Source organism: Rheinheimera soli (assembly GCF_031457405.1).
In the GTDB taxonomy this organism is placed as follows: Bacteria; Pseudomonadota; Gammaproteobacteria; order Enterobacterales; family Alteromonadaceae; genus Pararheinheimera; species Pararheinheimera soli_A.
Genome location: NZ_JAVDWR010000011.1, coordinates 55,543 through 81,599 on the forward strand (window position 1 = coordinate 55,543; position 26,057 = coordinate 81,599).

Consider the following 26,057-nt stretch of genomic DNA (forward strand, 5'->3'; position numbering starts at 1 on the left):
GCTAGTTTATGCGTAAGCCCGGTTTGTTGCAAGCAAAGGCATTCGCTTTTCCTGCTGGTCAAACCATTTGCCTTAGTTCCTGAAACCGCAGTTTTATTGACTGCAACTTCAGGCACATGGGCAAAAGCTTACACCATATACATACCACCGTTGATATGGATGGTTTCACCCGTAATATATGCTGCCGGACCTGAAGCCAAAAAGGCTACAGCGGCTGCTATCTCTTCCGGCTGGCCCAGACGATTCGCCGGGACCTGGCTGAAAATTGCTTCTTTTTGCTCTTCAGACAATTCTTTGGTCATATCGGTGTCGATAAAACCTGGTGCAACAGCGTTCACCGTGATACCACGGGAGGCCACTTCTTTAGCTAATGACTTGGTAAAACCTAACACGCCCGCTTTCGCTGCAGCATAGTTCGTCTGACCCGCATTCCCCATAGAACCCACCACTGAACCTATGCTGATGATCCGGCCGTGACGCTTTTTCATCATGCTACGCAGCACAGCTTTACTTAAACGGTACACTGATGTCAAATTGGTTTGCATGATGTCGAACCATTCTTCTTCTTTCATGCGCATCAACAGGTTATCGCGGGTAATACCAGCGTTGTTCACCAGAATATCAATATCGCCAAACTGAGCTTTAATAGTCTCTAAACACTGCTCAATAGAAGCCGTATCGCCGACATTTAACACCAGGCCTAAACCTTTGTCACCTAAATAAGCGGAAATAGCAGCAGCACCTGATTCAGTTGTTGCAGTTCCAACCACTTTAGCGCCTAAAGCGGCTAATTGTTCAGCAATAGCGCGACCAATACCACGGCTTGCACCAGTGACTAAAGCTACCTGGCCTTCTAAAGAAATAAATGGAGTCGTCATAATCTGTTCAGCCTTTTATTTTGCAGCTAAAGCGTCTTTTAACGACGCTACATCTGTCACTGAAGCTGTGTTCAGTTCTTTGTTAATACGTTTAATTAAGCCACTTAATACCTTGCCTGCACCCAATTCAATCACTGTGTCCACGCCCTGTGCAGCTAAAAACTCGATACTTTCTGTCCAGCGCACCGGACTATACAGCTGACGAACCAATGCATCTTTGATTGCAGCGGCATCAGCTGCGGCAACAACGTCGACATTGTTCACTACGGGTATGACAGCTGTATGAAACGAAATACTGTTTAAATCATCTGCCAGTTTGTCTGCCGCTGGCTTCATTAAAGCGCAGTGTGACGGCACAGATACAGGTAAAGGCAGCGCACGTTTGGCACCAGCGGCTTTACAAAGTTCATTTGCACGCTCAACTGCGGCTTTGTTACCGGCAATCACCACCTGACCAGGTGAGTTGAAATTCACTGGAGACACCACTTCACCTTGCGCTGCTTCTTCGCAGGCTTTGGCAATCAGCGCATCGTCCAGACCAATAATGGCTGACATAGCACCAGTACCGGCCGGCACAGCCAGTTGCATATACTGACCACGTTTTTCTACCAGCTTGACGGCATCAGACAAGGTTAATACACCAGCACAAACTAAAGCGGAGTATTCCCCTAAAGAGTGACCTGCTAAATAAGCAGGAGTTGCGCCGCCCTGCTCCAGCCATACCCGATAGACAGCAACAGAAGCTGTTAATAAAGCAGGCTGAGTACGGTGTGTTTCATTTAAGTCAGTGTCGGGACCATTGGCGATTAATGCCCATAAGTCATAACCTAAAGCTGCAGATGCTTCGGCGAAGGTGTCGCGAACAGTCGCAAACTCAGCGTGAAGTTCAGCTAACATGCCGACGCTTTGTGAACCCTGTCCCGGAAATACCAATGCAAGTTTATTGTTCATCATTTTTCCTGCAATATTCTCGTAATATAGTTAATAACGTATTAAAGCAGAAGCCCAGGCAAAACCGCTGCCAAATGCTTCGAGCAATATAGTTTGTCCACGCTGAATACGACCATCACGCACAGCTTCATCTAAAGCTGTAGGCACAGTCGCAGCTGAGGTATTGCCGTATCGGTCCAGGTTAATCACCACCTGATCCATCGACATATCCAGTTTACGGGCTACAGCGGAGATAATGCGCAGGTTGGCCTGATGCGGCACTAACCAGTCGATTTGGGATTTATCCATGTTGTTGGCGGCTAGAGTTTGTTCCACCACTTCAGATAAACGGGTGACTGCAACTTTAAAGACTTCATTGCCTTTCATTGCGCCCCAGGAGCTGTGCACTGAAGCTTCTACACCACGGATTGGATTGTCGACATACAATAATTCGGAGTGTTTACCGTCAGCATGAATATGAGTGGATAAAATACCTGGCTCGGAAGATGCTTCTAAAACCACAGCGCCTGCAGCATCACCAAATAAAATCACCATGCTGCGATCTTCAGGGCTCATTAAACGCGATAAACAATCTGCCCCTATCACCAGTATTCGTTTTGCCATGCCACTTTTTACATACTGATCGGCAATACTTAAAGCATAACAAAAACCAGCACAGGCGGCGGCTACGTCAAAAGCCGGAATGCCCGGAATATCCAGCTCACGCTGCACTTCACAGGCTGCACTTGGCAGAGCACGGGAAGCGCTGGTGGTAGCCATGATGATCATATCGATGGAGTTTTTTTCAATGCCAGCCGCTTCAATAGCTTTGAGTGCAGCCTGAGCCCCCATAGTAGCGACAGTTTCGTTGTCAGCTATAATGCGGCGTTCTTTGATACCAGTACGTTCGATGATCCACTCGTCTGTGGTTTCAACCATGGTTTCGAGATCAGCATTGGTTCTGACCTGAGACGGAAAGTAACTTCCGGTTCCAATAATGCGTGAATACATTGAGCCCTACGCTTTGTCAATTAATACGTGTTCCAGCCTGTCTTTGATCTTCACCGGCACCTGGCGTTCAACCTCGCGCACGGCCTGACGGATGGCACTAAGAAATGCTTCTTTTGTCGCATTTCCATGACTTTTCACTACAATTCCGCGCAATCCTATCAGACTTGCCCCGTTATACTGGTCGGGGTTCACGCCTAAAGAGATACTTTTCAGGAAAGGTTTGATTAACCAGCCGAAAAGTTGAGCAGACATGGAGTTTTTCAGTGCAGTTTCTAAGCGTTTTAAGATAAGTTTCGCCACACCTTCACAGGTTTTCAGCGCTACATTGCCAACAAAACCATCACAAACAATGACGTCAGCTTTGCCGGAAAAAATGTCATTGCCTTCGATATAGCCAATGTAATTGATATCCGCACATTCAGATAAGAGTAAGGAGGTGCGTTTGATTTGGTCCGAGCCTTTGATTTCTTCTTCACCCATGTTCAGCAAAGCTACTTTGGGTTTGACTATGCCTTCCACCTCTTCAGCCATTACAGCGCCCATCACGGCAAACTGGAATAAGGTGTCTGAATCACAATTAACCGTTGCGCCTAAATCCAGCATAAAGACCGGACTGCCGACAGTAGAAGGTAAAGCACTGATGAGAGCAGGACGTTCAACGCCATTGAGCATCTTCAGCACAAAATGCGCCATAGCAATCAAAGCCCCGGTATTACCGGCACTGACACAAGCAGCCACTTTGTTTTGTTCGACTAAATCCAGAGCAATACGCATCGACGACTGGCGCTTATTGCGCAAAGCCACAGAAGGTTTGTCGGTCATCAGAACAGTTTGGGAAGCATGCTGAACAGAAAGCTGAGGATGATTTAAATATCCGGCCTGTTCTAAGTCATGGGTAAGAATGTCAGAATCGCCGCAGAGGACTAAATCTACATGGGGAAGTTCGCACAGCGCTTCTATAGCTGCAGGAATAGTTGATTGGGGGCCATGGTCGCCCCCCATCATGTCTAAAGCTATTTTAAGTCGTAGTGGTTGCAACGAGTGCATCCAACCTTACTTAATTACTTTACGACCTTTGTAGTAACCATCTTCAGTGATGTGGTGACGACGGTGCGTCTCACCTGAAGTTGCGTCTACAGACAGCGTTGGCCCAGTCAACGCATCATGAGAACGACGCATGTCACGTCTTGCACGAGATTTTTTGTTTTGCTGTACAGCCATTGCCTTTCTCCTAAAAAAACTATTTTTTCTTCAATTCTTGCAATATTGCAAATGGGTTCGGTTTTTCTGGTTCTGGTTCTATTACTCCCCAGCTCATCTGCACTTTGGTTGGATCACAAGATCCTTCGTCGTGCATCGGAAACAAGGGTAAAGCCAGAATTAATTCGTCCTCAACCAATTGCCTCAAGTTAACTTCGCCGTGTTCGTTTTTTTCGACCACTTCGTAGCGCTCTGGAATATCGTCATGAGCCGAATCTTTGTCACTCCTTATCGGAGTGTATGCAAAACTGGTGTTCAGTTCCAGGTTCATGTGTTCGCTACAGCGTTCACACTTCACTTGTACCTGACAACGAGCCTGAGCTTCAATGAAGACCAAACCCTGTTCATCAGTTCCGCAATTTACTACTACCTCTACATCACCCTCAGAACTTACTAACGAGTCAGTTAATCTGGTTAAAGTAACCAGAGGAACTATACCATCAAAGGTTGCACGTTTCTGCGCAGCTCGGGTTGGATCAAGGGTAATTGGAATTTTTACCTTTTGCATAAGGCGCGCATCATATAGATCGAGGCTAAAGCTGTCAAAGGATTCCTGCCTCTTTTTTGTTAATTATTCCCACCTAAACCGCTGTTCTGACGGCCGTTCTGGCTTAATCTACCCAAAGTAACTGATGTTGCAGCGCGACGACAAGCTTTTGAGACCCCATGAGCATAGATAAACTATGTGATTGGGGCGAAAAAGTGCAGTCAACAAAGTTGCAACTTCAGGTAGGAAGGGTATAGTGCGGCGCATTGTCCCAACGAGGTGCTTTTATGTCAACCAAAGCTTTATATTTAGCCTCTACATCTGTGTATCGTAAGGCTTTATTGGAAAAACTTACACCGAACTTTTCTACCGCAAAACCTGAAGTGGACGAAACCGCCCTGCCAGGCGAAACACCGAAGCAACTGGTCAGCCGCTTAGCTGTATTAAAAGCGCAAGCTGTGGCAAACAGCTTAACTGAAGGGTTAGTCATAGGCTCAGACCAGGTGGCAGTATTTAACGGTCAAATCCTCGGTAAACCTCATACCGCGGAAAATGCCTATAAACAATTAAAAAGCTTCAGCGGCCATTGTGTCACCTTTTTAACCGGCCTAGCTCTGGTCAATGCACAGACAAAACAGCATCAGCTTTGTGTTGAGCCTTTTAAAGTGCATTTTCGTCAACTGACGGATGCAGACATTCTTGCTTATATAGAGAGAGAGCAGCCACTGAACTGTGCCGGTAGTTTTAAAAGCGAAGGTCTGGGCATCAGTTTATTCGAAAAGCTCGAAGGCGATGACCCAAACAGCTTAATAGGCCTGCCGTTGATTCGTTTGCTTGAGATGCTTAGAAATGAAGGCAGGGATTTGCTGACCCAGCCCTGACTTGAACCTGTGACGGGCAGGGATAAACCCTGCCCCTCCATAAAACGTAAGATCAAAGCGCTTTTAACAGCTCTGGCAGCGAATCAATAATAGCCTTGGGCTGATAACGGCTTAGCTCTTCCCTGCCATGCACGCCATAAGTGACCCCAATACGTGGCATCTCTATGGCTTGCGCCATTGCCATGTCGTGAATAGTGTCCCCCACCATAATAGCGCGGTGAGCGGGTAACTTAAGTTCTGCCAGAATTTGCTTCAGCATATCAGGGCTGGGCTTAGACTCTGCTTCATCGGCGCAGCGGCTGGTGCTGAAGTAAGACTCTAAACCTGTTTCTTCAAACATACGCTTTAAGCCTTTACGGGCTTTGCCTGTCGCCACCGCCAACAAAACGCCTTGTTGCTGTAGCTCCCGCATCACCTGCTCTGCACCTGCAAATAAAGGGGTGGGCGGATGCTCATGCGATAAATACTGGTCACGGTAATGCTCAAATACGGTCTGGCGCTCTGTCGCATTGATACCCGGAAATAAAATATCAAACACAGGGTCCAGGCTCAGACCAATAATTTGTTTCACCTGATGTTCTGTTGGCACCACTAAACCAGACAATTCTGCAGCAGAACGCATTGAGGAGACAATACGGCCCACTGAGTCCATCACTGTGCCGTCCCAGTCAAATACTACTAAAGCGATGTCCGAACTCATTACTTTCTCTTCAGTTTTTCAAGCACGCTGCTTAATGCTTTATCCAAAGGCGCTTCACAAGTTAAGGTCTCGCCTGTGCCCGGATGGGTAAAAGACAAAGTTTTGGCATGTAAATACAAACGGTTTAAACCCAGTTTCTGCATTTGTGAGGTAAATTCGTTATCACCGTATTTATCATCACAAGCAATAGCATGACCTTTACAGGCGGTATGCACCCGAATTTGGTGAGTACGGCCTGTCACAGGGAAAGCTTCCACTAAGGTGCCTTCTTCATAACGCTGCAGAATTTTAAAGCGGGTTTCCGAAGGCTTACCTAAAGCTTCATCAACACGCACCACTCGTTCACCACTTTGTAAGGTGTTTTTGCGTAGCGGCTCTGTCACCTTTTTGATTTTGCTGTCCCACTGCCCTGCCACTAAAGCCCAGTATTTTTTCTCTACTGTTTTTAAGCGCAGCTGTTCATGCAGATTGGTCAGCACAGAACGTTTTTTTGCGATCAGTAAACAACCTGAGGTATCACGGTCTAAACGATGCACCAATTCCAGATGACGGGCTGTCGGACGTAAGGCCCTTAATGCTTCAATCACTCCAAAAGATAAACCGCTGCCACCATGCACTGCCATGCCTGTGGGTTTATTCAGAACTATTAAGTCGTTGTCTTCAAAAATAATATGGCTTTCGAGGTTTTTCACCATAGAAAGACCTGTCGACACAGGCTCTTTTTCCGGCTCGTCGTGAACAATAAGCGGAGGCACCCGCACCTGATCACCGGCTTGCAGTTTGTATTCAGGTTTTATTCTTTTTTTATTAACCCGCACTTCACCTTTGCGCAAAACCCTATAAATCACACTCTTTGGTACGGTCTTCAGCCGTGCCATTAAGAAGTTATCTATGCGTTGACCGGAATAATCTTCTTCTACATCAATATATTGCACCGGAGTTTTGATATTTTCAGTCATGCGTTTCAGTTACTCTGCTAAGCTTAAATTAAGTTGCTATTGTTCGCTAATTAGTGGGATAATTACCGGGCTAATTATGCCAAAAATGGCAATTAGGGCGCTCAAAGTGACGTAAGAGAAAATGTGAGGCACCGTTCGGGAGGCAGATCATACCGAATTCGTTGGGAAAACCAACGTATTTATACTCTGCGGGCGAGAATAACGCTATTTGTCTGAAGTAATGCTGCGTAATTTATTGCTGACAGAGACAAAACACAGCTTCCGGTCACTTAGGCAAAAAAAAATTGCGACAACGCAGCGCGGTATCGCGCGATCTCTGTGTCAGATCACAGCAAAAAACATTTAAGTGCGGCCCTGACAAAGCGGCACAAAATATACTGAAGCAGGTTTAAGTTAAATTAAGTCGACAAGCACGCAAACCAGGTTGGGCTCATAACCCACTAAACAGGCAGAGCAAAAGCAGTCAACTCCAGGTAACAGTAGCCCGCAAAAGTATAAAATGAGTTAGCTCAAGCATTCCCAGTCGAGAGACTGCAGCATTGATATGTTTGACCATCTGAAACGCGGACGCAGGATGTCGTTGCGTTGTGGCCTATGTAACAGAGTCACAAAACAATGAAAAGAATGTTAATTAACGCCACGCAGGAAGAAGAAATCCGCGTAGCACTTGTCGATGGACAGAAATTATACGACCTGGATATTGAAAGCCCGGGACACGAACAGAAAAAAGCAAATATCTACAAAGGAAAAATCACCCGGGTTGAGCCCAGTCTGGAAGCTGCTTTTGTTGATTATGGTGCTGAACGCCATGGCTTTTTACCTCTGAAAGAAATCTCCCGCGAATATTTCCCAGCCGGTTATACCTTTGACGGTCGCCCCAATATTAAAGAAGTAGTTAAAGAAGGTCAGGAAGTTATTATCCAGATCGATAAAGAAGAACGTGGCCAAAAAGGCGCAGCCTTAACCACATTTATCTCTTTAGCTGGTTCTTATTTAGTGCTGATGCCTAACAATCCTCGTGCCGGTGGTATTTCCCGTCGTATTGAAGGTGACGAGCGTCAGGATTTAAAAGACTCGCTAGACCAATTACAACTGCCAGACGGCATGGGTTTAATTGTTCGTACCGCTGGTGTGGGTAAATCGCACGAAGAGCTGGATTACGACTTAAAAGCCTTATTAAAACACTGGTCTGCTATTACTCACGAAGCCCAAAACCGCCCTGCTCCATTTCTGATCCATCAGGAAAGCAACGTGGTCTTCCGTGCTATCCGTGATTATCTGCGCCGTGATGTCGGCGAAATACTGATCGACAATCCACGCATTTTCGAAGAAGCCAAAGTTTATATTCAGCAGTTCCGTCCTGATTTTGCCCACCGTGTCAAAATGTATCAGGGCGAAGTGCCACTCTTTATGCACTTCCAGATTGAAACTCAGATTGAATCCGCTTTCCGTCGTGAAGTGCGTTTACCTTCTGGTGGATCAATTGTTATCGACAGTACTGAAGCTTTAACTGCCATTGACATCAACTCGTCAAAAGCAACTAAAGGCGGTGATATCGAAGAAACAGCCTTTAATACCAACTTAGAAGCAGCCGATGAAATTGCCCGTCAGTTACGTTTACGTGACTTAGGTGGTTTGATTGTGATCGACTTCATCGACATGACGCCGGTGCGTCATCAACGTGAAGTAGAAAACCGCTTAAAAGACGCCGTAAAACAAGACCGTGCCCGCGTGCAGATTGGCCGCATTTCACGTTTTGGTTTACTGGAAATGTCACGTCAGCGTTTACGTCCGTCACTGGGCGAATCTGCAACTCATGTTTGTCCACGTTGTCATGGCCGCGGTACTATTCGCAGCACTGAGTCTTCCGCTCTGTCGATTTTACGTTTAATCGAAGAAGAAGCTATTAAAGACAACACCAGTCAAATTCATGCTCAGGTGCCGGTCTCTGTTGCTACTTACCTGATGAATGAAAAACGTGATTCAGTGCGTCGTATTGAAAGCCGTCACGGTATCCGGATTTACATCATTCCTAACGAACATATGGAAACGCCAAACTATGAAGTGACGCGCATCCGTATCGACGAAGAAATTGAAGAGTCCAGCTACAACATGGTGAAAGCTCCTGCTATTGGCAGTGCTGTCTATCACCCTATCGGCGAAAACGTCAAAGAAAAGCCAGCCGTATCTGCTATTAATATGGCTGAAGCTTCGGCCTCAGCAGCTGCTGCACCAGCTGTAGCTACTGCTCGTAAAGTTGAAGTGGCTGAAGTAAAAGATGCAGGCCCAGGCCTGGTTGATTCTGTAGTGGGTTGGTTTAAATCTTTATTCGCTGCAGCACCTGCTCCGGAGAAAAAAGTAGAAGAAGCACCACGCCGCACGAATAACCGTGATAACAACAGACGTCGTAACAACAAAAATCGCCGCCGTCAGGAAGGGGATGAAAAAGTTGCAAAAGACGACAACGCTACTCCAGCGAAAGCTGAGCGCACTGCTGAACGTACTACGGAACAACGAGCGCCAAGACAGGATAAACCTCGTCAGGAACGTGGTGAACGCCCGGAACGTGGAGAGCGTACAGAACGAACTGAGCGACCAGAGCGCGCCGAAAGACCAGAACGTACTGAACGTCCGGAACAGAAAAAACCTGTATCAGAACGTCCAGCTCCGGTCAAAGCCGTAGAAAATGACGAAGAGCACAGCACTAAAATTGTTGAGCGCCGTCAACGCCGTCAGATGCGCAAGTCTGTGCGTCATGAAAAAGAAGGCGTTGCAGCAGGTGCAGTGGCCGTTGAAACCGCAGCAGTTGCAGCCACTCCTGTTGTTGAAACTGCGGTAGTTGCACCTGTAGCCATCGACACTGCGGTAGCGGAAATTGCAGTAGCAGCGCCAGTTAACGAAACTGTTGCAGTGACTGAAGTACCTGTTCAGGCAGATGCTGTTGAAGCTGAAACTGTTGATACTGATGCTGTTGAAAGCACTGATGCGGAAAAAGAAGCCGCTGAAGGTCGCAGCCGCAGCCGTCGTTCTCCTCGTCATTTACGTGCTGCTGGTCAGAAACGTAAAAAAGAGCAACAGGATCAGGAAGCTGAAGAAGCTTTAGCTGCCCGTTACCCTGAAGATCAGGACGCTACCCTAAGCACTGAACAGCAATTGGACCTGCCTATTACTGAAACAGTCACTGAAACTGCTGCTGTTGAACCTACTCCTGTAGTTGAAGCAACACCAGTTGCTGCTGAACCAGCTGTTGTAGTAGAAGCTACACCAGTCACTGCTGAACCTGCAGCTGTCGCTGAAGCAACACCAGTTGCTGCTGAACCAGCTCCTGTCGTTGAAGCAACTCCAGTTGCTGCTGAACCAGCTGTTGTAGTTGAAGCAACTCCAGTTGCTGTTGAACCTGCGGCTATCGTTGAAGCAACACCTGTTGCTGTTGAACCTGCGGCTGTCGTTGAAGCAACACCTGTTGCTGTTGAACCTGCGGCTGTCGTTGAAGCAACACCTGTTGCTGTTGAACCTGCGGCTGTCGTTGAAGCAACACCAGTTGCTGCTGAACCTGCGCCAGTCGTTGAAGAAGCACCAAAAGCCCGTACACGCAAAGCGCCTGTGAAAAAGGTAGTTGCTGAAGTGAAAGCTCCGGTTGTTGCTGGTAACAGATACGCCAAAATGGTGACTGCTGATATGACCAAACCAGTAGCCAAAACTGAAACTGTGGCAACTGTAGAAACTACAGCTCAAACCGCAGCTATGGATAACAGTGAACGACCACTGGTCATCAGCTCAGAACGTCCAGGCGGCTCAGCCTCTGCCCGTCAGATGAGTGTTGCTCCTATGACAAAACCTGGTTCAGCTGAATAAGCTGATAGAAAGCCAAAAGAGAGGCCACCGCAAGGTGGCCTTTTTGTTTGCTTTATGCTGGCTCTATATCAGCCGCCAAGCGTTTTATTCTGATGCAAAGTGCGTCAGTACTTTATCAAGCACTTGCTTACGAATGTCATCCTGTTCAAACAGCAACTCATGTTTAGCGCCTTTGATCAGCTGCAAACCACCGACACAACCTGAATTTGGGTTCTCTGCTAATACAGTGCAAAACTCTTGCTGTGCAGCTGCTGAGACTATAGTGTCCAGCTCTGCCTGCATAACCAGCAAAGGAATGTTGATCTTATCCGCCTGCTGTTGCATTTGGGGTAACACAGCACAAGCTTGCTCCAGCCAACCCCAGGTGGCTCCACCTAACTGGATCTGTGGATAATCCTGATACAACCTTTGCATCCACTGATAACGCTCTTTTGAACCTGTTAACTCATTGCCTTCAAAAGGTGCTGCGGCATAAGCTTTATCAGCAAAGCCTGCATAACCTTCTGTCGAAAACAGCGTGACTGTGGAAGCCAGACGACAGGCATCCCACTCGTCATAAGCCAGCTTGCCATTGATACCGTGCATAGGCGCTGACAAAGCTGCTTTTTGAAATAGTTCAGGGTACTGCTGCAAATACAAAGTGCTGATAGCTCCCCCCATGGAGTGGCCTAACAAATACAGAGGCAATTGCTGTTCAGTCTGAGCAACCTGACTGATAAGCTGGTGCATATCATCAATATACTGCTGAAAATCTTCGATATGACCCTTGTGTGGGTTGTCGGTTAAACGAGCCGATAAACCCTGTCCTCTGTGATCAAACATCAATACCTGATAACCTTGCTCTGTCAACTGATAAGCCAGTTCCTGATACTTCAGATAAGACTCAGTGCGGCCATTCACCACCACTACTGTAGCTTTCACCTGTTCCGGTCTAATCAATACGTAATGTAAGCCAGTGCCATCAGACAACTTCAGCTGTTGTGGCGTCACAGTCTGCCAAAAGGGTTGGACTTGCTGCTGATACAGAACTGCAAAATTATCCGCAGCTTTGACCTCTGTGGTACTGAAGCCTGATAGCAGTGCTGCGGCTATTAATGAGTAATAAAATTTCATGCCTTGTCCTTATTTACTCTGGCTCAGGATCTGAATGACTGAGCCTCTTAACTTGTCATGATAATAAGCAGCTCTGGCTAAATCTGCTGAGTTCAGCGCTTGATTTTCCAGCACCACTAAGCTCAGTTGATGTTGAGGAAAATAATTAAATACCGAGACAAAACCCGGAATATAACCGCCATGGCTCCATTCAACACCTGCCACAGTTTGTGTGATTTGCACTCCATAACCGTAATGCACTTCTCCCCACCTGTGCTGGCGTACTACCCGCGGGGTGGTCATTTGCTGCAGACTGGTTTTGTTCAGCTGTTGCTGCATACACAAAGGCAATACGGCAATATCAGCGGCGGATGCAATCAGGCCACCACTGGGCTCTGCTTCAACCGGCATAAAAGCTGTGATGGCTTTTAACTGCCCCTGCTCTTCATACCAGCCCTGACTGACCCTGTCTGCCTTGTCCGCAAAACCCGAGCTGTGCATCTGGCATTGTTGCAACAATTGCGCTGCTAATTCAGCATAAGGACGCTTTGTGACAGCCGTCAGAATTTGTCCCAGCAGTTGAAAATTTAAATTGTTATATCGAAAGGAGCCATAGTTTTGTTGAGTGTCGCTATCAACCAAACCCGAAGTATGACTGAGTAAATCAGCAACCCGCACTGACGCAGCCCATGGTTGTTTCAGTTCAGGCAAATAGCGTTTTACCGGTGCCTGCAAATCGATAGCACCAGATTGTACTTGTTGCATCACTAACATGGCGGCCAGAGTTTTACTGATGGAGCCAACAAAAAATGTGCTCTGTTGATCAAAAGACGGGCCTTGTGACAGCTCTTGTGTATTCTTTTGTGTAAAGCGCCCCTGCTGATACTGCCACAGTACTTCGTTGCCACGCATTAACAAAGCAGCCCCCTGAAAAGCAGGTCGGCCTGCAACTTTCTGCTGGATTTGAGCGGTTAAAATACCAAAATCTCTGTCAGATAATGCCGATGCAGTGGCCGCTGTACAGCCTGAAAAAACTAAAAAAGGCAAATAGCAAAGCTTAAACATAAGTGACTGAACCTATCACCAGTCTTAAAATAAGGCCCAAGTCTAACCTCTGCTGCTACCTTTGTAACCAGCAGCAGCTTTATTTATTTTGACTGCGACAAGCAAACAAAGATCTGAGCCATTCTTTTGATTTAAAGTGGGTTTCACCGTAGAAAGTGATAGCAAATACAACAGCGAAAGCTATTTTTATGATAAAAAGCTTAGCCTTGGCCAAAGCTTCTTTCCGGACTTTTTCTGATATGCCTGAACAACACACCCAACAGCGATTTTTGATTGGTCAACTGACCTTTGATCCCAACAGCCGTGAGCTAAGCTCGGCGACAGAAACTTTGTACCTGGAGCCTCAGGCCTATCAGCTATTGTCGCTTTTTATTGCAGCAGACCAAGGCCAACTGAGCCGCGATCAAATGATTGAACAGCTATGGGCTGGTCGTGTGGTCAGCGAAAGCGCTATTAACAAGTCAGTGTCTTTATTACGAAAAGCCTTTGCTCAACTTGACCCGGCAAGCCCTTATATTGAAACCCTGCCTAAAGTTGGCTATCGGCTTTGTCAGACTCTGACCGCAGAAACGCCACAACAGCAGAAGGTTGATCCGGTAACGGAACCAGCCATCACAACTCAAACACCAGCACCTGCAGTAGCAGCAGTGAAAAGCTCCGGCTTTAAAACCAAATTGGGATTAGGCTTACTTTGGGCATGCCCTTTGCTATTTTTTGTCTGGTGGTTTTTTATTACTTTAGCGCCTGCGCCAGAGCAACTGACTACACCTTATATGACAGCGCCAGTACCCGTCAGCCATGCTCAGGGGGTTGAGTATGATCTCAGCCTCAGTGCGGATGGCTCTGTGCTGCTTTACTTCTCTTCACAGGCAGAAGAAAAACAGCTGCTGTTACAGCAGGGTAAAGACCAACTACAGCTGTTATCCGAAGACAATGACATTAGCACCGCAGCATTAAGCCCTGATGCTTTGCAAATTTTATGGGTAAAACAAAATCCGCAAGGCTGTGTTGTCGAATGGTTTTTACTAGCCAAGCCAGAGCAGAAAAAAACAGTAGCCCTGTGCAATACAGATGCAGTGGTAAAACTTAGTTGGCAAAACAACAGCAAGGGTTTTTATCTGCGTGACAGAGCAGACAAAACCCAACCTTATGCCTTGAGCCATTATCGTTTGGATACTACAGCCAAACAGCAGATCACCAATCCGCTCAGTTCAGAAAGCCCAACCGGCGAGTTAGCTTTTGCTGAGTCCGATGATGGCAAAAAGCTGGCGGTTTTACGTTATCTGGAAAATCAGCAGACTTTGCTGTTGATCCTCGACAGCAGCAGCTTTGTGGTGTTACAGCAAAAAATTCTGCCGCTGCAAGCCACGCAGATAGACTGGTTAGGCAATCAGTTGTTACTGAGCAAAGGCGCTGAATTACTGCAATACAGTTTCGACACAGACCAGCTGGAGTTTTTATTTTATACGGGCCGCACTGTGCAGTCTCTGGCGGTAGTTCAACAGCAGATCTACTACGCTGACTACGAGCTGGACGCTGATATCTGGCAACATGATTTGAGCACCAATAAAGCCAGGATCCGTATAGGCAGCAGTAAAATTGACCGTATGCCGAGGGTGAATCACAAAGGCGATTTAGCATTTTTAAGCCAGCGTCATGGTAAAGATCAGATCTGGTTGCAGCCTGTTGACCAAAACGAATACCTGTTGGCGGATTTACCTGGCGTCCCCGCTTTTGTGCGCCTGCAGTGGTCACCGGATGGCGAGTCGTTAATTTTCAGCAAAGATGGCGCCTTATGGCAACTTACTGTAGCTTCTGGCCAGCAGCGGGTATTGATAGCGCCTGAACATCAGGTGGAAGTGGCCAACTGGATAGCGGATGGTTCAGGCATTATCTACAGCAGTCAACAAAGTGGTGACTGGCAATTATGGCAACTGGATTTAAACACCGCTGCCACCACTCAACTGACGACTCAGGGTGGCTACAGCGGTTATCTGCTGCAGGGGCAGCTGTATTTCAGCAAGTTTCATCAGGACGGTTTATTTCAGCTGGATTTAACCACTGGAGAAGAACAGGTACTGATCGCCGACTTTAACAAAATCAACTGGCTAAACTGGAGCTTGTCGCAAGGGCAGATTTATTATTACCAGCCGGATCAGGGCATACGGCAGTACCAGCTGCAAAGCACGGAAAACAGCCTGCTGCTGGCAACACCAGAACGTTTTGTCCATCATTACGCTATTGAAAACCAGCAGCTGTTTTATGTCAAAGCAGGCTTGCCCAAAGGCGATATTTATAAGCTGGTGCCTGCTGGCGGTAAAAAGTAAAAACTCTAAGGCAGGCTTATCTTAACCCTGCCTTTCTTCTAACCGCCTTGTTAACTCAAGGTATCTATAGTCATTTTTTAACTCTGGCGCTTTACTCTCGATTAAATCAAGAATTCGCGCTAGATCGTAAGTTGCATAATAACTATCAAATGACAGTACTTTGTAAAGCAGAGACAACAACTTCTCCGGTATAGAAAATATAACTTCCCCACCTTTTAACTCATATAAGCGGATATGTGCCACTTTTGCTTTAACTACATGAGGCAAGACCAAACTAAGCAGTTCGCCAATATTTTCGTCTTTACTTTTAAACACTAACGAGCAAAGCTCCGCTGTGACGGCAGGAGATTTCACAATTTTATGCCGTGGCCAGACATTTTCTATCATATAAGAAAACAGACAAGTCCAATTACTGTTTAGTGCACTTAAATTTCGAAAACGCCTTAATACTTGAACTCGGAAAGTGTCATCGGATAAAACAATACAGGCTCGAAACTTCTCATCTGAGAGCATCTTCCGTTTTGTGAATACGGAACTAGCCCAACTGATAACCAAAAGCCTTGATAATACCTCCTGATGTTGTTTTAAAAGATAACGTTTCGACTGAATAGCTTTCACCAGCCAAGGTTTTAGTAGTTTAAGCAGTCTAACTGGAGGGTTTGTGCCTTTACATTGCTCCAGAAAACCATGCCAAAACAGATCAACATGAAAAAGCTCTGCCGAGTTCAAACATTGGAATACGTGGGATATTAACCATTTAGAATCAGACAAAAATAACTTGTTAGCCTTGCTGCTAAGTATGCACCTGACAAAATCGGCCTGAACGCCCGGCAACTGCAGTAACGACTCCGAATATTCTAGGAAATGTGAGGAAAGGCTCCGGCGTTCTGCTTTATCCTCCATATCCAATAAAATCAAGGTCAATTGACCGCCTCGCGATTTATATGCATCTGCAAAAGTATGTGTTGGTTCTGATACTTGAGAATCCTCCGTGGAATACTCAGACACCAATTCGATCAACCTAGCCATAAGCTTATGAAATTTATCAGGATAATATTTTAGAAGCTGGTTGCTGACTTTTCTTAACCAATACAAAATCGGGTCTAGGAATCCAATCAGAATCTCATTTGAATATCTGACTAAAACCTCAGCAATAAACCCGACAAGCCTATATCTATCTCTTTCTCTGGCTTCGCTGCCTAAATAAGTATTCCAAGCTTCCAATGGGTAAGTATTTCGTTTTGCAGCATTTCTTAACGCCGAAAAAGCTCTTGCTGGACGTTCATTAGACAAGCCAACAAAAGGCCTCATTATTTTCGAAAAATCTTCAGACCAGGCGGTATGCTCTAGTGCAGTTTTAATAATCTCAGAAATAGGAATATTCATTAAAACGTTAGGGCTAAGGTCAGTTTCAACACTACGAATTCCTGATTGTTGAGGGACTGCAATTTTTAAAGCATATTCCTCGCGCCAATGAACTGCCTTATGTTTAAGAACCTGCAGCGTATTTTCAGTATCAGGTAACAGTGCGCAACCACGGTTGTTCAGCCAATGCAAGCGATCCAAAATATCCTCTGTGGATGTTTGAAAAAAATGATCATCGGCCTCGCCATCTCTTTGATTAGGTCCTTTTAGAATACGCCCTTCAATATAAGCCCGCACTTCCGCTGAAAAATGCGGCCATCGGTTCTCTAAACTAAGCATCAAATCAGAGCGTAAATACCTTTCAAACAAAACTTCCTGACTTATACCTTCTAATAACCGAATAACGTCATGATCTTCAACCAATTCGGTAAATCGTAATGCCCAGACTTTTAATAAATAGAAGACACGATTATCAGGCCACTGCGACATTTCGTATTTGGCGTTCTGGGAATCCACGTCGCAAAGCCTTTGAAAATACTCAGTATAATTCAGGACAAAACCTTTGAAATCAAATCCATATCTATCACTGGGCGAATGCTCCCCGATAGATGGAGGCAAGCTATAGGTATTAAACGGGCAATCGACTTCGATTTCTAATTTAAATGAAAATTCGATCAACAAACGAAGTTCAGCTAAAAACGCCGATAATAGCTCTGGCGGTACCACAGGCCAATCCATAGTCTCAGTGGGGTAATCGACCTCAACTGTCACAACGTCATTGAACTCAGTATCTGGATTCTTGTGCAATTTGTTTAATGTAGATGCAGTTGTTGATACTTGTATTTGGGGTTTTAAAAGATCAAAAAACTTACGTAAAGTCCTTTGGTTTAATTGATTTTTCTTCAACTCTTCGCTAAAGCTAAAACGCTCATGCTCGGTTCTAAGAACATTGTTATTCCAAGATTCAATTAGATAATGCCAGTGATCCCTTACTAAAACCTTAACATCATGTTTTATCTGGAGTCTTTGTTTTATTAAACCAACAATATAGGGGTGCAGACACTTTTGTTCCGCAGCCCACCAAAACGCCATTGGTTGCTCAGAAACCTTAGCAAACCATTTGGCTATATACCTAAATCGCTCTAACAATTCAAAACGAGTATCGGCTTGATCTCTAAAATATAGCGACACTTCCCGATCAGCTAGATAGGCTTCTTCAGGTGTTGCTTTGAACAGATCCCATACCGCATTTGGCACATGACTAACAGCAAAAGGCAAAGGATTACATGGTCTTATTGGTGCAGTTTCTGAGTCCAGACCATAAAAATCAAAATAGTCAAAAGACTCAAGGTCTCCTCTAAAAGGATTAAAATAAACATCTTTAAATCTTACTGCAGGATCAAAAACATATAACCAACTTGCTGGTAACGGCGGTATTAGCTCTGACAGTAATTTAGCCCCTTGAACAGAAGAAGCTATATGAGCAACCTGTCCTCTCTGGAAAGGCCTTAAATCTGCTGGGCCTTGCTTGGCTTGCTCTAAAACAGCTTTACACCACAAGTCATAATTTTCTGTCCTCTCGGCCCAGGCAGCTAAAGTGTCCCAGAGCCGTGAGTGGTTCTCTTCACTAGAATAGTGAATTGCATTTACATTTTGATGCTGCCATTTTTCTCGAGCGTCATCTTCGGTCCCCGCATGAAAAGCATACAACCCTTTTGACCTATTATCGCTGCGACTCAGTGCCTCCAATAAATATTTAATAGGAGGGTCATCCGCCGAATAGCCAATAAAAACAACAACATAATGTTCAATGATTTTCTGAACAAAACGAGTAGCCCAAGCTTCAGCCAGATAGGCTAAACCGAACTCCGCACTGGACAACACGAAAGTATTGTTAAACGACGTTGTGTAATTAACATCAACTTTGCCATGCAAATAGACCAAACCATCAAGGTCGTCTGGTTCAGGTAATTCAGGCCCAACGTAGCATTTTAAAGTTGGCTTAGCGTCTTCAAACAATAAATCGAAGTTTGTTGTAACTAATCGGGTTTTGCCCAAAGGACAGGTAGCTAATTTGAGAATGATCTGATGCGCAGACAAATCTAAAGGTGAAATGATAGGCTTTAGTTTTTTACTCACGGAATGCCGGATATCTTCAGTAAGGAATTCTCTTTCCAGCAAAGAAAAAAGACGATCTACAGAAATTAGTCCTGATAGTTCACTCGAATACTTTTTACTACTGGTATGCAATCTCTTTGCACTATTCTTAATTTCAAGCAATAAGCTTTGAACAGCGCTATCTGGCAAAACCCCTAAATCTGTTTTAACTTCTTTGGCTAAGCCCAAAAAATCCGGCAATCTAGCCTTGGCAATCGAAACTCCTGAACCGCAGAAGAAAATTACCTTTCCTTCATCTCTGGCACGAAGAAGCTCATCAGGTAGATTAGGACCATTTTCGATAAATCTCACAAACTTAACCTCAAGAAAAAGTTCCGATTACCATAACTTAAGATCAGTCAAAACAATAGTCTCTCCCCAAACTGAAACAGGGCCTTGACGATAAGGCCCTGTTTCACCTGATAACTGCATAAGAGTTCAACCTGCCCGCGACCTTCGGGGAAATTGCGCTGAATAAGTTCGTGGTCTATCACCCAGTCTCCCATCACTATTCGGCTTAGCAGTTTTGCATGTAAATCAGCTTCAGCAAAACGCTGGCTGATACGCTGCTGCATTTCGTCGTGGCCACGCGCCAACACTGTGCCGTGAAAATCCAGCTGCACTGCATCCGGGTGATAACAAGCCAGCCAGGCGGAGATATTTTTGTGGTTATAAGCCTCCAGTTGCTGCTGTATCAGGTGCTCTGCAGTGGTCTGTATTGTGGTGTTTGTCATCTGAGCTTTACCTTGCAATAAAACTCAGATAATGGCCAAAAGCGCGCTAAAACACCAGTACAGCTGAAAAAGCTTTGAGTTGCTGTACCAGCGCTATTTAAAGTCCGGACCGCCTTAGTCGACTGACAATACGAGCCACCCTTTGCCCCAGATAAAAAGCAGTTTCCAGATCTGGCGCTTCTATAGCACTATCCACAGCTCTGGCAATCAAACCTGCCTGAGCACCAAGCCGATTGGGTGCCTTTACATCACCAGCACCAGCCAAATCCAGTCCTGTCCACAACATGCCGTGCTGCGCCGCCAGAATTTGCAAATAATGCAGGCAATGTAATGTATCGCCACAGTAGCCGGTACCCACAGTAAAACCAGCTGCGATTTTGTCAGCCCAAAGCTGCTCAACCCAATGATCGCCAGCCGTGGCATCAGCAAAAGCTTTAAACTGCGCCGAGACAGAACCCATAAAAGTGGGAGAACCAAAAATAACAGCATCAGAGTGATCAATAACTTCAAGCACGGCAGAATTCTTGTATCGGCCTTGCTGTATATCCACTCCTTCAATGCGAATAAGTTGAGGCTCTGCAGCTGCGACTGAACGACAACCTGCGGCCACTGTTTCAGCCAACTGCGCTGTGGTACCAGTGATTGAATGATAAACAATAACTATCTTCATTGGCTTGCCTCCGCTTTCACTGGTATTACCGGAGCTGCCATTTTATGCTGACCAAGCCAGACACCGGTCAACACGAACAGCATGCCCAGACTTTGCAGCAGCGTCAGATGCTGATCCAGCACTACAATACCAAGCACAGTCGCACTTAAGGGGCTGAGTAAACTAAAACCTGTGACAGCACTGGCTGACATTCGCATCACGCCCCGTAACCAGAAAATATAAGTCAGACCAGTACCTATCAGGCCCAGCCAGAGATAACCCAAAATATGAGTCAGGCTGATGCTTTCTGGCAGGGTTTCGACACTTAAAGCAAGCGGCAATAAAAACAAGCCGCCAACACTTAGCTGCCAACTGGTGAGTACCATAGCACTGACCGGAGGCTGCCATTTTTTCGTTAATAAGGTGCCACAGGCCATTGCCAAAGCACCAGCTGCAGCTGCTATTACACCAATGCCATCCAACTGAGCTGCAGGCCCTAACACCAACAGGGCCACCCCCAACAAACCCAATAAGGCAGCAATCCAGCTTAACCATGAGGTGCGGCCACCCAGTACTGCCCAGCTTAATATCACCACCACCAAAGGCTGAATAGCGCCGACTGTCGCAGCTACACCACCAGGCAAGCGATAAGCAGCAACAAAAAGCAGCGCCTGGAATACACCAATATTTAAAAAACCTAACAGCAGAATTTTGCCCCACCAGCCGGACTCTGGTAACTGACGTAACCACAACAACATCAAAAGGCCGACCGGCAAGGTACGTAAAGCGGCAGACAATAAGGGCACATCGGCAGGTAAAAACTCTGTAGTGACTAAATAGGTGCTGCCCCATATCAGTGGGGCTAAAGCGGTTAACCAGGGATCATACCAACGGGATACAACAGAACTCATAACCAGACTCTCCTTTTACAGTGCGATGTGCACAGACTTAAAATCTGCCGCCACTGTAAAAGCTCAAGCTAACTTGAGGTCAAGAAGAATTTAAATGATTTTTTAATAGCTTAGAGTTTCAGCCACATCAAATAACCAGCAACAGCTTTGCCCTGCACTATGGCCACCTGGGGAATGGTTTCCATTTGTTGAAAACCAGATTTTTTCAGCACCTGCATAGAGGCCTGATTTTCCGTCGCAACACAGGCAAATAAGACCATTAATCCCATTTGCTTTGCATGCTGTATTAATTGACGCAAAGCAAAGCTGGCTACACCTTTACCAGACCAGTTTTCAGCGATGCGGTAGCCAACATAAGCAGATTTTGTCACCGGATCTATGTCTTTGATGTTAGCTCTGCCGATAAGCTCATTTTCTGCATTAAAAATTAGTGTCGGCAAAGCAAACGCCTGCTGTTTTAACAACAAAAACTCAGCTATATGCTGCTGTACTGCTGAGGGCTGATAAAACTCGTCCGGTCTTGCTTCAATACTTTGTTCGAAAAAGCTTTTGTGGGCCAATTCAAACTGAAACAAAACTTCAACATCCTCTGGCTGTAAAGCTCGGATAGAATAATCTGGCATTTAAACAGGTCCACTCGCGGGTAACACTGCTGTGCCCTGATGAAACACCATTTGCCAGCCTAAGCTATTGAGTTGCCATAAAGAGCTGCGTAACGACAACTTGCTTTGCATCTCCCCTGCTTTACGTAATTTGGCTTTATACAATACCTGAGCTAAATCGGCGGATAACAACCTGATCTCAAAATCAAAAGCTTCCACCGAAGGGGCTTGTTCTTCCGGCAGTCGCTGCAACACATGAGCTTTGTTAAAACGCACTCCAGAGGCTGCAATTTCTTCAAAACCATTGGCCAGCAACAGATTTAACTGAGTTTGACTTCGCCTTGTTTCCGGCTGATGCAGCTGTAATTCCAGTGCAATCAACTGCTTTGTTAAGGCTTTATGTTGTTCTGATGTCACGATCACCTGCTTTGTTAGGCTTTGAAGCTAATAGCGTCGTTTTACCTTAGTTACCTGAACTCACGCAAGTTTTTCTGTACACAGCAAGGAACAAGTACGTTAACGCACAGACGGCAAGCCTGCGAAAGGCCAGTATTGATATAACCCAGCCCCCATGCATGGCCCAACGGAGACTTTATTATGAACTTAACTACTGGTTTTACCTTATCTGTATTATTGCTTTCAGCAGTTACGCTGACTGCTTGTGATAAATCCACACCAACCTACCCTGGCGCTGTTAAAACGACGGACGATCAAAGTTCAGTAGTGCCTGTTGCAGGCAGTGCAGTGCCGGTGGCAATTTCAGACGCCAACATCAATAATGATGTAAAAACAGCTTTATTGCGTGATGATGATTTAAAAAACTTTGACATCAATGTTGTGTCCACCAAAGGCGATGTTCGTCTGACGGGTGAGCTGGATAGCCAAAACCAAATTAATCAGGCGATTTTGATTGCCGAAGGTGTTGTTGGCGTTAAAACTGTATACGATGAATTGACGGTAAAACGTTAATGCAACCACCGCCTCTTTGATTGGAGGCGGTGATATCTTGAAAGTGACAAACTACTGATTTCTCAAATGCGATTGACGCCTTGCTCCCCTCTTCACACTCCTCATTCAGAAGTTAAACAACATCACCCCTATGCCCAGACTGTTTTGACGGAAATTGTAGTCCAGCAAGGTTTCGCCGTAGCCGGAAAATACCTGCAAGTGCCAGCGTAAGCCGTCCAGTTTGCTGCTGTCGACCGGATAGGTCAGATCCAACTGCCAGGAGCCACGGCTTATATAGGAAAAATCATTCCGCCAGGTCAACTGAGCTGTTGCATCACCAGGTAACCAGTTGGCGCTGATTTCATGACTGCCTATATAGTCAATTAAATCCGGGTTATCGTCATCATCACCACTTTCAGAAATGCGCTGGTTGTAACGCCAGTTCAGACCAAACTCACCTTTATCCACAGCAAAACCTGCATACACTTTATTCCAGCTGCGTGACAATGGATCGGCTTGTCCGTTTGACTGGTGGGCTATACCAAATTGCAACATGCGTATTTGCCATTCGCCAGGTAAGTTTCCCCACGCATCAGCCACAGGCACTATGTACATCAACTCCGGCTGATAGTCGGTATTACGAAAGGGAGCAGAATCCTGATCATTCCACAATTGCCACATCGATCTCTGGCTAAAAGCGAACCACAAATCAGCACCGGGCAACAGTAACTCAGTCATCAGTTTGGCGCGTAACGACACCTGGATTTTGCTTTCCATTTGTTTGTAGTTTTCGTTGGCTTCGGCTTGCCCACGGGTTGGACTTTGTGGCGCTTTGTTAATGTTGGACGTGATATGAGCAGGTAAAAAGAAGTTAGGCTGGTAAGTGCGAAATACAAAACGATCACGTTTTTCTTCAGGCGTCAGCTCCCAGTATTTTTGCATCACAGTGGCAATTGGGATTTGGGTCGCGCTGACTCCAGGTGCCTGAGCTGTAGTATGTTCTTTTACTTCTACATCCGTTTCTGCCACAGCTGCAGTTTCAGCATCACTGGTGCCAAAAATACGGTCATAACAGGCCAGACGTCGGTCTTTATTTGTGGTTTCACGACAATTTTTCACATCCTGAGCACAAACCCCGGCACTGACTGAACTTATCAGCACAATACCTGTTAGTGTTGATACTTTCTGTAGTTTTTTCACGCTCACTCCCGTAGCCTAAATACTGTCCTGCATGACAAGGGTGAATTACCCTCTGATGGTTAGCTTCCAACATCCACCATTATAAGCCGCCAATCTAAACAAGGACTTAACCACAATAAAAATAGCACTGAAGAGAGGCCGCTTTTGTTTAGTGCAAAGCCTTAGTTAAAGCTTTAAATTGCGCTAAATGCAGCAAAAACTTCAGCTCCTGTCAGTTCAGTGGTTTGGTTGGCCAAACAGTACCATTCTGGTTTTTGCTCTATGAATATCTGATGATCGAGCACCAGATCAGTCAACTGGTCCAATAAACCCACAGGAATAAAATACTGACCATTTTGTTTCAGCCGGTAAAACAAATGCGTACCGCAATTATTGCAAAAGCCCCGCTCTGCCCAGTCAGAAGATTTAAAAGTGGAGACAAAACAAGCCCCATCCAGTTTTACCTCTGTGCCGGCATCCAGAGTAAAAAGCGGTCCACCGCCCCACTTTTGGCAATACTGACAATGGCAAACTCCGGCCTGCAATACCACTGCGCCAGCCTGAATTTTTACTTTGCCACATAAACACTGACCATGAGCTTTTTGCAATGAAGGCTGAACTGTTGAAGGGGAAGCTGACATACACCATTACCCGCTGGAGACCAAACAGAGGTCCAGCCTACTGGATTTTGTTTTAGCTGTTAAGCAGTTGTTGCAACAAGTCGGGTCAGATGCGGTAAATTCACAGCCTGAGTCTGTAAAAGTAGCTGTTGAGTGTTGATGGCGACAGAAAAACTGGCGTCTGTCAGCGATAACTGGCGCACTTTAAATTCTGTACGACCAGTTTTTTTAAACCAATAAGGCGCCAGTGAACATTGAGCAGAGCCTGTAGCTATATCTTCGTTGATGCCAATGCGGGGGGCAAAATAACGTAATACATAAGTGTCTGGTGAGCTAAAGGCGGTAACAATCAATGCATGTTGTTTTAATTGTTGTATCAAAGCGAAGTCGGGTTGAAATTGCTGCACAGCCTGCTCGTCGGCAAGCACCAGCACTAAATCGCGGGTCTGAAAATAATCAATGCTCTGACAAGCCAGCAAAGCCGGGGGTAATTCAGTTTGTGTTTCAGGGCAAGCAAACCACTGCGGCAAAATCATCTGCAAAGCAGCAAAGCTGGCTGTTACTTCTAATTCGCCATGCTGGCTTAAAAACTGATAACAGCCCTCACCTTTAAGCTGACGCACCAAAGCGGCCGCAGCCAAAGTGCCATGACCACATAAGTTGATTTCCTGCACACAGGAAAACCAGCGGATCTGGTATTGAGAAGGAGCATCCGCAATGGGCACTATAAAAGCTGTCACCACCTGCTTGGCTTCAGATGCAATAGCCTGTAACACATCAGGAGCAGGCCAATAACTTAATAAAGCGCAGGCCGCCGGATTACCGCTTTTTGGCTTGTCGGTAAAGACGTTAAAAAAATACAGCTGCGCTTCCATGCGTTCGCCCCTGTTAGCTCTAGCTCTTAGTCTTCAGAGCTTTCGCGGTATTTGATCTGCACAGCTTTTATAAAGTTACGCAGAATTTGATCCTGACACTGACGGAAATGATGATGATCAGCCCGACGGAAAAACGCACTAAGCTCGGGTTTACTGATGCGAAAACCAATATCCGTCATCATTTGCACTATGTCGTCGTCTTTTAAGTCCAGCGCAATTTTTAACTTACGGAAAATAATATTGTTATTTAAACGGCTTTCCGGCACTGGTTGTTCGCCATCTTTACGACCCCGTTTTTCAATGATCAGGCCATTTAAAAAATTGGCTAAAGTGACATCATCACAGGCCTGAAAGGCTTCATCTTCATCTTTTTTCAGCCAGTCACTCACCTGCGCCCGGCTCACCGTTAAGCCAGCATGGGTAAATAAATTCATCATTTGTTGATCGCCAAAGTCAAAGGCGTAACGTAAACGGCGTAAAACATCGTTGTTATTCATAAAAAATTCGCAAAGCGCTCCTGTCAAGTTGCTGACATTTTAACAGACACAAAGCCATGCTTGCTGATTTTCTTT

General features: G+C 45.7%; 24 protein-coding genes. 4 read left to right on the forward strand and 20 right to left on the reverse strand.

Translation table 11 applies throughout. The features are described from left to right. Positions 1-128 precede the first annotated feature (128 nt). Genes fabG through yceD form a run of 6 tightly spaced genes read right to left on the reverse strand, consistent with a single transcriptional unit; the run spans position 129 to position 4,587 of the window. Positions 129-878: a 3-oxoacyl-ACP reductase FabG gene (fabG, locus tag J2W69_RS14680; RefSeq protein WP_008898947.1), complete on the reverse strand. Its 750-nt coding sequence runs from the start codon at positions 876-878 to the stop codon at positions 129-131. A 15-nt stretch (positions 879-893) separates the two neighbouring features. After that, on the reverse strand, positions 894-1,829 hold the full coding sequence (gene fabD, locus J2W69_RS14685) for an ACP S-malonyltransferase (RefSeq protein ID WP_310279842.1): 936 nt from the start codon (positions 1,827-1,829) through the stop codon (positions 894-896). A 30-nt stretch (positions 1,830-1,859) separates the two neighbouring features. Then, the gene (locus tag J2W69_RS14690) at positions 1,860-2,819 is read right to left on the reverse strand and encodes a beta-ketoacyl-ACP synthase III (protein ID WP_310279844.1); all 960 of its coding nucleotides are present in this window, start codon (positions 2,817-2,819) and stop codon (positions 1,860-1,862) included. A gap of 6 nt (positions 2,820-2,825) precedes the next feature. Next, complete coding sequence (plsX, locus tag J2W69_RS14695) at positions 2,826-3,866, reverse strand: phosphate acyltransferase PlsX (RefSeq protein ID WP_310279846.1); 1,041 nt, start codon at positions 3,864-3,866, stop codon at positions 2,826-2,828. Between the two features lie 6 nt (positions 3,867-3,872). Then, positions 3,873-4,040, reverse strand: a complete 168-nt coding sequence (gene rpmF, locus J2W69_RS14700; RefSeq protein ID WP_008898943.1) for a 50S ribosomal protein L32 — start codon at positions 4,038-4,040, stop codon at positions 3,873-3,875. 19 nt (positions 4,041-4,059) lie between these two features. Beyond that, complete coding sequence (yceD, locus tag J2W69_RS14705) at positions 4,060-4,587, reverse strand: 23S rRNA accumulation protein YceD (protein ID WP_310279850.1); 528 nt, start codon at positions 4,585-4,587, stop codon at positions 4,060-4,062. A 266-nt stretch (positions 4,588-4,853) separates the two neighbouring features. On the opposite strand from yceD, the gene J2W69_RS14710 reads away from it, so the two are divergent. After that, positions 4,854-5,447, forward strand: coding sequence for a Maf family protein (locus J2W69_RS14710; protein ID WP_310279852.1), 594 nt, complete (start codon positions 4,854-4,856; stop codon positions 5,445-5,447). Positions 5,448-5,499: 52 nt separating this feature from the next. On the opposite strand, the gene J2W69_RS14715 is transcribed toward J2W69_RS14710, so the two are convergent. Together J2W69_RS14715 and rluC are read right to left on the reverse strand one after the other, a co-directional pair. Continuing rightward, positions 5,500-6,147 (reverse strand): HAD family hydrolase, encoded by a 648-nt coding sequence (locus tag J2W69_RS14715; protein ID WP_310279854.1) that lies wholly within the window; start codon positions 6,145-6,147, stop codon positions 5,500-5,502. Beyond that, the gene (gene rluC, locus J2W69_RS14720; protein ID WP_008898939.1) at positions 6,147-7,106 is read right to left on the reverse strand and encodes a 23S rRNA pseudouridine(955/2504/2580) synthase RluC; all 960 of its coding nucleotides are present in this window, start codon (positions 7,104-7,106) and stop codon (positions 6,147-6,149) included. Before rluC ends, J2W69_RS14715 begins: the two co-directional genes overlap by 1 nt. 615 nt (positions 7,107-7,721) lie before the next feature. Between rluC and rne the strand changes: the two genes are divergently transcribed. After that, positions 7,722-10,961, forward strand: a complete 3,240-nt coding sequence (gene rne, locus J2W69_RS14725) for a ribonuclease E (RefSeq protein WP_310279857.1) — start codon at positions 7,722-7,724, stop codon at positions 10,959-10,961. Between the two features lie 84 nt (positions 10,962-11,045). On the opposite strand, the gene J2W69_RS14730 is transcribed toward rne, so the two are convergent. Continuing rightward, a complete protein-coding gene (locus J2W69_RS14730) occupies positions 11,046-12,074 on the reverse strand; it encodes an alpha/beta fold hydrolase (protein WP_310279859.1) in 1,029 nt (342 codons plus the stop codon). Positions 12,075-12,083: 9 nt separating this feature from the next. Beyond that, entirely contained in the window at positions 12,084-13,118 is a 1,035-nt protein-coding gene (locus J2W69_RS14735; protein ID WP_310279861.1) for a serine hydrolase domain-containing protein, read from the reverse strand. Between the two features lie 188 nt (positions 13,119-13,306). Here J2W69_RS14735 and J2W69_RS14740 point away from each other — a divergent pair, with 188 nt between their 5' ends. After that, positions 13,307-15,445 (forward strand): winged helix-turn-helix domain-containing protein, encoded by a 2,139-nt coding sequence (locus J2W69_RS14740; protein ID WP_310279863.1) that lies wholly within the window; start codon positions 13,307-13,309, stop codon positions 15,443-15,445. Positions 15,446-15,466: 21 nt separating this feature from the next. Here J2W69_RS14740 and J2W69_RS14745 read toward each other — a convergent pair whose 3' ends face one another. From J2W69_RS14745 to J2W69_RS14770, 6 genes are all read right to left on the reverse strand, one after another. Then, the gene (locus J2W69_RS14745; RefSeq protein WP_310279864.1) at positions 15,467-19,279 is read right to left on the reverse strand and encodes an SIR2 family protein; all 3,813 of its coding nucleotides are present in this window, start codon (positions 19,277-19,279) and stop codon (positions 15,467-15,469) included. Positions 19,280-19,326: 47 nt separating this feature from the next. After that, positions 19,327-19,701: a nuclear transport factor 2 family protein gene (locus tag J2W69_RS14750; RefSeq protein ID WP_310279866.1), complete on the reverse strand. Its 375-nt coding sequence runs from the start codon at positions 19,699-19,701 to the stop codon at positions 19,327-19,329. A 97-nt stretch (positions 19,702-19,798) separates the two neighbouring features. Next, positions 19,799-20,371, reverse strand: a complete 573-nt coding sequence (locus J2W69_RS14755; protein WP_310279868.1) for a flavodoxin family protein — start codon at positions 20,369-20,371, stop codon at positions 19,799-19,801. Beyond that, the gene (locus J2W69_RS14760) at positions 20,368-21,261 is read right to left on the reverse strand and encodes an EamA family transporter (protein ID WP_310279870.1); all 894 of its coding nucleotides are present in this window, start codon (positions 21,259-21,261) and stop codon (positions 20,368-20,370) included. The genes J2W69_RS14755 and J2W69_RS14760 overlap by 4 nt, the downstream gene beginning before the upstream one ends. Positions 21,262-21,371: 110 nt before the next feature. Continuing rightward, positions 21,372-21,884: a GNAT family N-acetyltransferase gene (locus J2W69_RS14765; protein WP_310279872.1), complete on the reverse strand. Its 513-nt coding sequence runs from the start codon at positions 21,882-21,884 to the stop codon at positions 21,372-21,374. Further along, entirely contained in the window at positions 21,885-22,280 is a 396-nt protein-coding gene (locus J2W69_RS14770) for a nuclear transport factor 2 family protein (RefSeq protein ID WP_310279874.1), read from the reverse strand. A gap of 180 nt (positions 22,281-22,460) precedes the next feature. On the opposite strand from J2W69_RS14770, the gene J2W69_RS14775 reads away from it, so the two are divergent. After that, the gene (locus tag J2W69_RS14775) at positions 22,461-22,832 is read left to right on the forward strand and encodes a BON domain-containing protein (protein WP_310279876.1); all 372 of its coding nucleotides are present in this window, start codon (positions 22,461-22,463) and stop codon (positions 22,830-22,832) included. A gap of 105 nt (positions 22,833-22,937) precedes the next feature. Here the strand turns inward: J2W69_RS14775 and J2W69_RS14780 are convergent, their stop codons facing one another. From J2W69_RS14780 to J2W69_RS14795, 4 genes are all read right to left on the reverse strand, one after another. After that, entirely contained in the window at positions 22,938-24,011 is a 1,074-nt protein-coding gene (locus tag J2W69_RS14780; RefSeq protein WP_310279878.1) for a phospholipase A, read from the reverse strand. Between the two features lie 173 nt (positions 24,012-24,184). Further along, positions 24,185-24,631 carry a GFA family protein gene (locus J2W69_RS14785; protein WP_310279880.1) on the reverse strand — a complete coding sequence of 149 codons (447 nt, stop codon included), beginning with the start codon at positions 24,629-24,631 and terminating at the stop codon, positions 24,185-24,187. Positions 24,632-24,690: 59 nt separating this feature from the next. Beyond that, entirely contained in the window at positions 24,691-25,485 is a 795-nt protein-coding gene (locus J2W69_RS14790) for a PhzF family phenazine biosynthesis protein (RefSeq protein WP_310279882.1), read from the reverse strand. Between the two features lie 26 nt (positions 25,486-25,511). Beyond that, the gene (locus J2W69_RS14795) at positions 25,512-25,982 is read right to left on the reverse strand and encodes a YehS family protein (protein ID WP_008898925.1); all 471 of its coding nucleotides are present in this window, start codon (positions 25,980-25,982) and stop codon (positions 25,512-25,514) included. Between the last annotated feature and the right edge of the window lie 75 nt (positions 25,983-26,057).